Origin of the sequence: Streptosporangium sp. NPDC001559, from assembly GCF_042893955.1 — a bacterium.
GTDB lineage: Bacteria > Actinomycetota > Actinomycetes > Streptosporangiales > Streptosporangiaceae > Streptosporangium.
On the sequence record NZ_JBIAVG010000010.1, the window covers coordinates 300,215 to 311,189 of the forward strand.

At 72.6% G+C, this 10,975-nt stretch carries 7 protein-coding genes; 1 reads left to right on the top strand and 6 read right to left on the bottom strand.

Features of this window, described 5'->3' with window-relative positions; translation table 11 throughout:
• Positions 1–508: 508 nt before the first annotated feature.
• The 6 genes from ACFYY8_RS23600 to ACFYY8_RS23625 form a co-directional block, all read right to left on the bottom strand.
• Entirely contained in the window at positions 509–1,879 is a 1,371-nt protein-coding gene (locus ACFYY8_RS23600; RefSeq protein ID WP_390044260.1) for a transaminase, read from the bottom strand.
• Between the two features lie 167 nt (positions 1,880–2,046).
• Complete coding sequence (locus ACFYY8_RS23605) at positions 2,047–3,852, bottom strand: dipeptide ABC transporter ATP-binding protein (RefSeq protein WP_390044262.1); 1,806 nt, start codon at positions 3,850–3,852, stop codon at positions 2,047–2,049.
• Complete coding sequence (locus ACFYY8_RS23610) at positions 3,849–4,736, bottom strand: ABC transporter permease (protein WP_390044263.1); 888 nt, start codon at positions 4,734–4,736, stop codon at positions 3,849–3,851. The genes ACFYY8_RS23605 and ACFYY8_RS23610 overlap by 4 nt, the downstream gene beginning before the upstream one ends.
• Entirely contained in the window at positions 4,733–5,728 is a 996-nt protein-coding gene (locus tag ACFYY8_RS23615) for an ABC transporter permease (RefSeq protein ID WP_390044265.1), read from the bottom strand. Before ACFYY8_RS23615 ends, ACFYY8_RS23610 begins: the two co-directional genes overlap by 4 nt.
• Position 5,729: 1 nt before the next feature.
• Positions 5,730–7,301, bottom strand: coding sequence for an ABC transporter substrate-binding protein (locus tag ACFYY8_RS23620; RefSeq protein WP_390044267.1), 1,572 nt, complete (start codon positions 7,299–7,301; stop codon positions 5,730–5,732).
• A 19-nt stretch (positions 7,302–7,320) separates the two neighbouring features.
• Positions 7,321–8,475 carry an LLM class flavin-dependent oxidoreductase gene (locus ACFYY8_RS23625; protein WP_390044270.1) on the bottom strand — a complete coding sequence of 385 codons (1,155 nt, stop codon included), beginning with the start codon at positions 8,473–8,475 and terminating at the stop codon, positions 7,321–7,323.
• 318 nt (positions 8,476–8,793) lie between these two features.
• Here ACFYY8_RS23625 and ACFYY8_RS23630 point away from each other — a divergent pair, with 318 nt between their 5' ends.
• The gene (locus ACFYY8_RS23630) at positions 8,794–10,803 is read left to right on the top strand and encodes a hypothetical protein (protein ID WP_390044272.1); all 2,010 of its coding nucleotides are present in this window, start codon (positions 8,794–8,796) and stop codon (positions 10,801–10,803) included.
• Positions 10,804–10,975: the final 172 nt, after the last annotated feature.

Here is a 10,975-nt window from a genome sequence, read left to right on the forward strand (position 1 = left end):
CAAGGATGTTTTTGTGGAAAACATTAACATCACGAGGCGACACGGCGGTGTCGCTAAAGTTCCATACGACACTTTTTGGGCCGGACAAAAGGTCAGAAAAGCTCGTTCCAGCCATCAATTCGGGCCGTTTCCGACCTCTGCTTTCCCTGTCCCGCACCGCGCCGGAGGGTACACAGAAGGCCCTCCCACCGGGCAGGACGGAGCGGGAAGGAAGCGAGGGAGCACCGTTCCAAAAATCGCCTCCGGCACCCGGTCATGTGGCACGACGGCCGCGAACCGGGCAAAGGCCTTTACCGGCACGACTTCCCCGAAGAACCCGTATTAAGGAAATGTTTCGGCTTCGGGGCCGCGCCGTCCGGGCCCCGTCGTGCGGCGTTCGTCGCCGGCCGGTGGTCGTGCGCCGGCGGGTCCACCTCAGCCTTGGCGGCCGCATTGGCCGAACCGGCCGCACCGGCCGCATTGGCCGAACCGGCCTCGGTGAACCCGCCGGGCTCCGTCATCGCCCTCGCTACCCCACGAGCTCGGCGACCACCTTGGCGAACAGCTCGTTGTGCCGGTCGACGTCGGACTCCTCCGACAGCGGTGAGAACAGCGCCGCGCCGCTCATCCCGTCGAGCGCGATCCCCCGGTTCGCCAGGTACAGCCACAGCGCCTCACGCAGCGAGGCGCTCCGGGGATAGGGCTGCCCGGCGTTGCGCGGCGGCTCCGGGGTGAAGGCGTACATGACGCGGCCCCCGAGGCGGCCGACGTGCCAGGGCAGGCGGTGCGCCGCGACGACCTCCTCGATCCCGTGGCCGTAACGGTCGGCGAGACGGTTCATGTGCGCGTACGTCCGCTCCGTCATGACCTCTTCGAGCACCGCCCGTATGGCCCTGACCGCGAGCGGGCCGCTCGCCAGCGTGCTGCCGAGACCGCCGTCGCCGTCCCGGGTGTAGCGCGCCGCCGCCGTGGCGACCTCCTCGGACATGCCGTACACGCCCGCGGGGACGCCCCCGGCGATCCACTTGCCCATGGTGATGAGGTCCGGTTCCAGGCCGAACTCGCGGACGCAGCCGCCCGGACCGGCCGGGATCGTCTGGGTCTCGTCGATGAGCAGCAGGGTCCCCGTACGGCGGGTGATCTCACGCAGGCCCGCGTGGAATCCGGGGTCGGGGTGGATCACCGCGCCGCCGTTGGTCATCACCGGTTCGGCGATCACCGCGGCGACGTCCCGTGGCGCGAGCTCCCGTTCCAGCGCGTCGAGGTCGTTGAACTCGACCACCTTCGTGGTCCGCCGCACGTCCACGCCGCCCGTGTCGACGCCGGGCAGCGGCGTGACGCCCTCCTCGGTCAGCACGGCGTAGGTCTGCTCGACCGCGCCGTGGTAGGCCCGGTTGAACATCAGGATCCGCTCCCGTCCCGTGGTCACCCTGGCCAGCAGCAGCGCGAACCGGTTCGCGTCGGTGGCCGAGACGGCGAACTGCCAGCACGGCAGGCCGAAACGGCTCCGCAGTTCCTCGGCCACCCACACGTGGTCCTCGTTCGGCCACAGGGTCACACTGCCCCGGCCGAGCTGGTCACGCAGCGCCGCGACGATCGCGGGGTGGTCGTGCCCCCACAGCGCCGCCGTGCCCGCCAGGCCGAAGTCGGCGTAGTCGTGCCCGTCGACGTCGTGCAGGCGGGCTCCGGTGGCCCGCTCGACCGTCAGCGGCACCGGCGGCGGGAACTGCCTGATCCAGTGCTGCGGTGTGCCGTGCAACTGCGAGGCGCGGGCACGCTCGTACAGCGCCGCCGACCTCGGCCTGCCCTCGATCCAGGCGGCGCGCTCCCGCGTCAGCAGCGCGGCGAGGCTTCGTTCGTCGATCCCCTGCGGCACGACGGCCGTCCGGTCATCCGTCATCGTTCCTCCTGTGCGGGCGGGCCCCTGGCAGGGGCCGAGCCTGTGGGACGGCCGAACGGGCCATGTCGGCGCGGACCCCGGATCGACGCTACCTTCCGCCATGAGTTCGGAAATAGGACCGGATTACCACGTTTGCCGGGACCACGGACCTCCCCGGCCCGGTCGCCTCAGGCCGTGACGGCTCCCCGCGCGGCGGCGACCAGGGACCGGGTATAGGGGGCCGCCGGGTCGTCCAGGACGTCGTCGGTACGGCCGTGCTCGACGATCCGTCCCCGGTGCATGACCGAGACCTCGTCGGCGACCGCGCGGACCACTCCCAGGTCGTGGGTGACGAACAGCACGGTCAGACCGTCACGACGCAGCGTCGTGAGCAGCTCCAGGACTGCGGCCTGGACCGAGACGTCGAGCGCCGAGGTGATCTCGTCGCAGATCAGCACGCTGGGGTCGCAGACGAGGGAACGGGCGACGGCCACGCGCTGGCGTTCGCCCCCGGACAGTTCCCCGGGACGGCTCCGGGCGATCTCCGGACGGAGCGCCACCCGGTCGAGGGCGTCCAGGACCCGTCGCCGCGCCTCGTCCTCCGGGACGCCGAAGAGGTGCCTGATCGGGGTCCGCAGGATCTCGGCGACCGTGTGCCGGGGGTTGAGCGCGCGGTAGGGGTTCTGGAACACGTACTGGATCCGGCGCCGCAGCTCGGCGGGCCTGTCCGTCCCGGCGACCGCCAGCGGCGCCCCCGCGTAGGACAGGGTGCCGGTGACATGGCCGCCGAACCCGGCCAGCACCCGGGCGAGGGTCGTCTTGCCCGACCCCGACTCCCCGACCAGCGCGTGGAAGGCCCCCTCCCGCAGGTCGAGGGAGACCTCGTGCAGCACCCGGTGCGCGGAACCGTAGGAGAAGGAGACGTCGCGGGCCCGCAGCAACGGCTCCGCGTCCGCGCCGGGCCGTACCTCAGGAAGGCCGGCGACGGCGACGGCGGCGGTCTCCGGGACGGCGACCGGGTGGTGGCAGGCCACCGAGTGCTCCGGCCCTACCCCCGTCTGCGAAGGCGTCTCCTCCCGGCAGAGCGTGTCGGCCCGGACGCAGCGCGGCGCGAACGCGCAGCCGGACGGCCTCGCGGCCAGTGACGGGGCGTGACCGGGGATGGGCCGCGGCGCCCGGCGGACGGCGACGTCCGGGGAGGCGGCCAGCAGGCCACGCGTGTACGGGTGCCGTGCTCCGGCGGACCCCCTGGTCGTCCCGGTCGGGAAGAACGTGCCGAGGGGGGCGGTCTCCACGACGCGGCCCGCGTACATGACCGCGACCCGGTCGGCCAGGCCCCGCACGACCCCCAGGTCGTGGGAGACGTAGACCGCGGCGGCCCCCCGGTCCCGGCACATCTCACGCACCGAGGCCAGGACCCGCGCCTGGGTGGTGACGTCGAGCGCGGTCGTCGGCTCGTCGAGCACGACGAGCCGGGGGCCGGGCAGGAAGGCCAGCGCGATGAGCACCCGCTGCTGCTGGCCTCCGGAGAGCTGGTGCGGGTAGCGCCGCAGGAAGGCCTCCTCCGAGGGCAGCCCCGCCGCGTCGAGCGCGGCCCCGACCTCGGCGGTCACCGCCCGGCCGCGCAGGCCGGGCCGGTGCACGGCCACCATCTCGGCCAGCTGCGTGCCGATCCGCAACGCCGGGTTGAGGGCGGTCGCCGGGTCCTGGGCGACGTAGCCGACCAGCCCGCCGCGTGCCCGCCGCAGCTCACGCGGCGACAACCCGAGAATGTCGACGCCACCGACCGTGATCGAGCCCCCGGTGATCCGGGCCCCCGGCCTGGCGTGCCCGAGCAGGGCGGTGGCCAGCGTGGTCTTGCCTGAGCCCGACTCCCCGACCAGGCCGACGATCTCGCCGGGGCCGAGGGTCAGGTCGACGCCGGACAGGACCTCGGGGCCGGTGTCCAGGGCGACCCGCAGTCCCTCGACGCGCAGCAGCGGATGGGTGCTCACCGTTCCTCCTCGACCGGCGCGACGGTACGGCCGAGCCCTTCGGCCAGGGTGTTGACGCCCAGCGCGAACAGGGCGATCAGGACGACGGGAGCGAGCACCGCCCAGGGCTGCAGGCGCAGGCCGCCGTGGTTCTCGTTGACCATGAGCCCCCAGTCGGCCGCCGGGGCCGCCACGCCGTACCCGAGGAAGCTCATCGCGGCGATCAGCCCGGCCGACCAGGTGAGCATCGCGCCCAGGTGGACCAGCAGCGGCGTGGTGACGTTGGGCAGGATCTCGCGGAACAGGATCCGGCGCCGGGGGTAGCCCAGAAGCCTGGCCGCCTCCACGTACTCCTGCCCCATCACGCCGAGCGTCAGGCTCCTGGCGAGCCGTACCGTGCCGGGCAGCAGCGTGACGGCGACGGTCGCCACGACCAGCGGGCGGGAGCGGCCGAGCATCGAGACGGCCAGCAGTACGAGCACCAGGTGCGGGAAGGCCAGCAGCACGTCGGCGCACCACAGCACGACCCGGTCGGCCAGGCGCCCGGTCCAGGCGGCCGACATGCCGATCACCGCGCCCACGAGCAGCGCGAGGACGGCGGCGCAGACGGTCGTCAGCACGAGGGAGCGCCCGCCGAGCAGCACCCGTGACAGCACGTCGGCGCCCAGGTAGTCGTAGCCGAGCGGCGCCCCGGGGGCGGGCGCGCCGTAGGCCGGTCCGACCAGTTCGTCGGCCGCGTACGGCGCCGCCACCGGTCCGAGCACCGCGACCAGCACGACGAGGACGGTCAGCAGCGCCCCGAACCCGACCTGCCGGTCGCGCAGCGGACGGACGACTCCCGCCAGGACGTTCACGACCGCGCCCGTTCCCGCCCGCCGGTCGCGCGGGAGACGGATCGCGCTCACCGCCCCTCCGTCCTGAGCCTGGGAGTCAGCAGCACGGTGACCAGGTCGGCGAGGAGGTTGACGACGACCACCCCGCCCGCGACGAGCAGGGCCGCCGCCTGGATCACCGGGATGTCGCGGGCGCCGACCGCCGCGTTCAGCGCGCCGCCGAGACCCGGATAGCTGAAGGCGACCTCGACGACCAGCGAGCCGCCGAGCAGCACCCCGGTGGTCAGCGCCGTCGCCTGTACGGCGGGCACCAGCCCGTTGGGCAGGGCGTGGCGCCAGACCACCCGGCGTTCCGGGACACCCCGCAGCCGGGCCGCGGTCGCGTAGTCGGACTCCAGCGCCTCGGCCACCGAGGAGCGGACCTGGCGCAGCAGGTAGGGCGTCTCAGCGGCGACCAAGGTCAGGGCGGGCAGGACGAGATAGCGGGGCTGGGCGAACGGCGACACCCCGGGTTCGAGCAGCGAGGCGGCCGGTAGGACCGGCCAGACGGTCGTGGCCAGCAGGACGATCAGGGCGACGGCGACGACGAAGCCCGGTACGGCCTGCAGGGAGACGGCCGCCGAGGTGACGACGCGGTCGGCGAGGCCGCCCCTGCGCAGCGCGGCGAACAGGCCGAGGGCCAGCGCGAGGGCGACGGCGACGGTCAGCGCCGAGGCCAGCAGTGCCAGGGAGTTGACGAGTCTGCCGCCGAGCAGGGACGCCACGTCGGTGCCGGAGTCGAGGGATCGGCCCAGGTCACCGGTGAGGACGCCGCCGAGCCAGGTGAGGTACCGCTGCCACAGCGGCCGGTCGAGTCCGAGGTCGAGCCGCAGCCGGGCCAGGCTCTCCGGGGTCGCGTCCCCGCCGAGGATCGCCATGGCCGGGTCGGAGGGCAGCGCCTGGGTCGCGGCGAACACCACGACGCTGGTGGCCCAGACCGCCGCCGCGCCGTACGCGACCCGGCGCAGCAGCCACCTCCCCCTGCCGCCCGCCCGGGGTCGTCCCCCCGGTTCCGGTTCGGTCATATCAGGTCGTCTCCTTGACCCAGAGCTTCTCGAAACGCCAGGTCGCGAACTGGGTGTGCTCGGGGGCGACGCCGCCGACGCCGGTCGAGACCGCGTCCAGGGCGTTGTTGAAGCCCCAGATGACCATTCCGCCCTTCGCGTGCTGGATGCGCTGCATCTCGTGGACCAGTTCGGCGCGCTTGGCGGTGTCCGGCTGGGTGACGGCCTGTTCGAACAGCTCGGTGAAGCGCGGGTCGGAGAAGTGGGTCTTGTTCGCGGCCGAGACGGGCGCGTCCAGGTGCAGGGCACTGGACAGGAACGACTCGGTCAGCAGGCCGCCGGTGCTCATCGTCCAGTCGAGGCGCCGCGGGCCGTTGAAGGTCGCGGCGTCGACCTTCTTCACCGTGACGGTGATCCCGGCCTTCTTCGCCTGGGCGGCGAAGACCAGCGCGGCGGCGTCCCCTCCCTCGCCGGAGACCAGCTCGATCTGGAGGTTCTCCCGGCCCGCCTCCTTCAGCAGCGCCCTGGCCCGTTCGACGTCGTGGGGACGTTGCGGGATGCTCCAGTCGAAGGTGGGGTCCTGCGGCGAGTAGAGGTCGTTGGCGACGCGCCCGTGACCGGACAGGGCGCGATCGACCAGCTCCCGCCGGTCGGTCAGCAGCCGGAACGCCTCACGCACCCGCTCGTCGCGGAAGGGCTCCTTGCTGAGGTTGAGGTCGAAGGACTGCCAGTTGCTGGTCTCGGAGACGACCACCCTGACCCTCGGGTCGCCCTGCAGCAGCCTGACCTGGTCGGCGCCGATGCCGTTGGCGAGGGAGATCTGGCCGGCCTGCAGCGCGGCGATCCGGGACGCCTCGTCCTGGAAGTCGATGATCTCCAGTTCGTCGGCGTACGGCCGGCCGTCCTTGAAGTAGTTCTCGAACCGGGTGAACAGCGACCGCTGCCCCGGGGTGAACTCCTTGAGCTTGTACGGCCCCGCCCCGACCGGCTTGGCCGGGTCGTAGTCGACGGGGACGATGGCGCCGAAGTTGGTGAAGGTGTCGGGGAAGGGCACGAAGCCCTTGCCGTCCTTGAAGTGGAAGCGCACGGTCCGTTCGTCGACCTTGTCGATCCGCTCCCGGTCGAGGGTGAACAGCAGCGCCGCCCAGGGGGAGCCGAGCGCGGGGTCGGTGAGCCGCCGGGCCGAGAAGATCACGTCGTCGGCGGTGATGGTCTTGCCGTTGTGGAACTCGAGCCCCTGCCTGAGCCGTACGGTCCAGGTCGTCGCGTCGGCGTTCGCCTCGGTCTCCTCGGCCAGGGCCGGGGACCAGTTCATCTCGGCGTCCCACTCCCACAGCTTACTGTAGACCGCGAAGCCCCTGATGATCGAGCCGATGGTGAGCGGCTTGTGCGCGTCGAGCGTGCCCGCCCTGTCGCCGTCGACCACGCCGAGCCTGAGCCTGCCGCCCCTCCGGGGGGCGCCGTCGGCGACCGCGGCCTGCTGGATCGTTCCAGGGCGCGCGGCCTCCTGCCCCGGGGCGCAGCCGACGAGCGCCGCCCCGCCGAGAAGTACGGCTCCGCCGAGGAAGCCACGCCGGGTGATCTGGCTGTTCATCGAAGTGTCTCCTGAGGGGTTACGCGTCCGCGCGCAGCGAGGGGATCTCGAAGCCGTGGTCGAGGTCGAGCAGGGGGAAGAGCAGGTCGGCGACCCGGTGGGCCTCGGCGATCAGCGGGAAGCCGGACAGGATGAAGGACTGGACGCCGTGTTCCTGGTACTCGCGGATGCGGGCGGCGACGTTCTCCGCGCTGCCGACCAGGTAGGTGCCCGAACTCGGCGAGACCACGTCGAAGCCGAACAGGCTGGGCCCGGTCCAGACGTTGGGATGGATCTCCAGGTCGCGCACGTCGGGTAGCCGCCCGGAACGCAGCGCCTCAAGACGCCGGTTGACCTGCGGGTCCTGGCTCCGGTAGGTCTCGATCGGTTCGGGCAGGTTCCACTTGGCGAGTTCGAGTGCGGTCTCGACCGAGGTCGCGCGCAGCAGCGAGGCGGCGTGCTCCCAGGCCTCCTCCTCGGTCTCGCGCACGATGATCTGCAGGCGGGTGCCGTACCTCAGGGTGCGGCCGTGCTTGGCGGCCTCGGCACCGACGCGGCGGAACTTCTCGCCGAGGCGCTGCGGGGTGTCGGCGAAGCTGAGGTAGACGTCGAGCAGGCCCGCCGAGTGGGCGACGCCCGCGGGTGAGGTGCCCGCACCCCACAGCGGTGTCGGGCGCACGGCCGTGCCCCACGGAGACAGCGGCCCCCCGGGCCCTCCCCGGCCCGCCAGCCGGACGTGCCTGCCCTCGTACGGCTCCGGCTCGCCGAGGTAGACGCGCTGGAAGGCGTCCCAGTACTCGGCGCTGAAGTCGTAGCGCTCGTCGTGGCCGAGGTGCAGGCCGTACTGGGCGAGGGTGGCGTCGTTGCCGTTGACCACGTTGAACAGCAGCCGACCGCCGGAGAAGCGGTCGATGGTGTGCGCGATCTGGGCGAGCTTGGCGGGTGAGGTCAGACCGGGGTAGACGGCGGTGAGGAACCTCATCCGCCGGGTGGCCCCGGCCATGGCCGCCGCGACGGTCAGCCCGTCGTCCCGGCCGGTGCCCAGCAGCGCGCCGTAGTAGCCGAGCCGGTCGATCGTCTCCGCGACGTGGCGCAGGTGGTCGAAGCCGGTGGCCCATCGGCCGCGCTCCTCCCAGGGGTACGGCCCGTCAGGGGCGGTGAGGTACCACAGGAGCTGGGCGGGCGGGACGGTCATCGGTGTTCCTTTCCGGGGATTCAGCGCAAAACATACTATACAGATAGGAAATAAATGCAATTACGGACGGCCTCCAACCCGATCAGGGCAGGCCGGAAGCACCGGAGGTGACGGACGGCGGACACATCCCCGTACGGTGGGCAATCGCCTGATTGCCTGCCGTCGCCCTCACGTTCGTGATCTGATGACCTTCCCCGCTCCCTGTACACCGTCTGCGAGCACGCCTGCCCCGGCACGCCCGCGGACGCCCGCCCGGCCGTTCAGGCGGCGCCCGCCCCGCGGCGGGCGGCGCCCCTCGTGAGTATGGAAGTCGCTGCCATGTCGTCGAACGTAAGTCGCCTGTACCAAGCGGTCCTCCGGGACAAGACCGCGCCGATATCCCCCCGGCTGCGACGCACCTTCGGGGAGTGGCTCGCCGCCAGGGGATTACCGGCCCCGGAGACGGGCAGGGCGGCGCAGGAGTTCGAGCGGGACGGAGTCCGGGTCCGCGTCGAGCGCTCGGGCGAGTGCGGGCGTTACCTCGTCGAGGAGAACCGGGCGGAGGGCCTGCTGCGCACCCGGGTCGCCTACGCCGAGCGGACGGGCGGACCGGCGGGCTGGGTGGTCGTCACGGTCGAGGGGGACGGCGAGAGCGGTGCGGGGCACGCCCCGGGGTTCGTCCAGGCCTACCTGCGCACCGCCAGGATCACCGACGGCGGCACGCACCTGCCGGACGCCGCGGAGGAGGTCGACGAGGACGCCGTCCACCGGCTGGTCTCGGTGCTCTCCGAACGCAGGCGCCGCGTCCCGGTGGCCGTCGTCTCGGTCGATCCACAGGACCCGCGGGCGGCGAGGACCAGGGCCGAATACCTGGCGGGCGCGGTCGCCGGGGCCGGGATGGTCGCGCGCTTCGCCGACCTGCACGCCCAGCAGCGCTTCAACGAGGCCATGGGCTCCGACCTCGGGGTGTTCGGCGGGGGGATCCGCACCTACGTGGCCCCGTTCGACCCGGGCGGTGAGAGCTACCCCTACCGGCACCGCCCGATGGGCGGGGCGATGGTCCGCAAGCAGGGCAGGCAGGCGCTCGACCTGGCCGCGGACGGCATCATCGGGGAGACGGCGCGACGCGCGCTCCCCGACGACGTGCAACGGGCCTACCGGGTCGTCTCCAGAATCCTGGTCGGCAAGGCGACCGCCGGTGACCTGGCCGAGGCCATGACCCCGCGTCCCGCGCCGACCGGCTCCCCCGGAGACGGGCTGCGCCGCTGGATGATGGCGATGGGCCCCCGGACCGCTCCCGCAGAACCCGTCCCCGCGCACGGCGCGGAGCCCCCCGCCGAACCCGAGCCCGCGGCGACGGCCGTCCCGGCCGCCGAGCCGGAGCCCGCGCAGGAGCGGCGTTCCCTGGACGTGGACGAGCTGGCCCGCCTGGTCGCCACCGTGGTGGTCAGGGAGCTGCGGGGCGAGCTGGACGCCGCCCTCGGCCTGGCGGCCTCCTCCTCCGGAGCCTCGGGTGGTTCCGGCAGCGGTTCCGGCGGTGGTTCCGGCGGTGGTTCCGGAAACGGGGAGATCCTGCGTCAGATGCGCACCCTCGGCGCGCACGTCGAGGGCCTGCGCGAGCTGGTCGTCGTACGGCAGAGCGGTGACCAGCTGCTGGCCGAGGCCGAGGACGAGAGCGACAGGCTGGCCGGTGAGATGGACCGCCTGCACACCGAGCACGAGATCCTCCAGCAGGAGTACGCCGAGGCCGTCGCGTCCGCCCGCAAGCTCCAGGAACGGGTCCGCTGGCTTGAGGGCAGGCTGGCCAGGGCGGGCAGTCCCGCCTTCGGGCTCTCCCCCGACGACGCCGTCTTCGAACCGACCAGCCTCATGGACGCCCTGAACATGGCGCGGGAGAAGCTGGCCCACGTGGAGATCGGCGACACCGACACCGAGGCCGCGAAACTCGACCTCACCTACCCCACACTCGCCAGGGTCTGGGCCTCCAAGACCTGGGACGCGCTGCGCGCGCTCGACGCCTTCGCCCAGGCCAGGTCGTCGGGCGAGTTCTCCGGCGGGTTCTTCGACTGGTGCAGGAGCTCGGCCGTCCTGACCATCCCGGCCGGGATGGTCGCGATGAGCGAGTCGAAGACCGTCAACACCAACGGCAGATACAGCACAAGGCGGACCTTCTCCGTGCCCGCCGAGGTGCACCCGTCGGGGAAGGTGATGATGGAGGCGCACATCAAGATCCGCAAAGGCGGCTGCCCCGCGCCCAGAATCCACTTCCACGACGACTCCGGCGGCCTCACCGGCAAGGTCTGGGTCGGACACGTGGGCGACCACCTGCCCAACCCCCACACCAACTGACCTCCCGCTCCCGGTTCCGGAGACGTTCGCGGCTCCTGACGAGACGATCTCTCACGCGACGGCGGCGGGAGGGACGGTCGGCGCGGCCGGAGCCGTGGAAGGTCGTCACGCCGTAGCGGCCCGCGCCCGGGACCCTCGAAGCCCGGTCACCGGGTGAGGAGCGGTCCGGCGC

What these genes read in the sequence shown, in the direction of transcription:
- ACFYY8_RS23600 (WP_390044260.1), bottom strand. Translation starts at nt 1,879, where the DNA reads ATGACGGATGACCGGACGGCCGTCGTGCCGCAGGGGATCGACGAACGA.
- ACFYY8_RS23620 (WP_390044267.1), bottom strand. Translation starts at nt 7,301, where the DNA reads ATGAACAGCCAGATCACCCGGCGTGGCTTCCTCGGCGGAGCCGTACTT.
- ACFYY8_RS23630 (WP_390044272.1), top strand. Translation starts at nt 8,794, where the DNA reads ATGTCGTCGAACGTAAGTCGCCTGTACCAAGCGGTCCTCCGGGACAAG.
- ACFYY8_RS23615 (WP_390044265.1), bottom strand. Translation starts at nt 5,728, where the DNA reads ATGACCGAACCGGAACCGGGGGGACGACCCCGGGCGGGCGGCAGGGGG.
- ACFYY8_RS23625 (WP_390044270.1), bottom strand. Translation starts at nt 8,475, where the DNA reads ATGACCGTCCCGCCCGCCCAGCTCCTGTGGTACCTCACCGCCCCTGAC.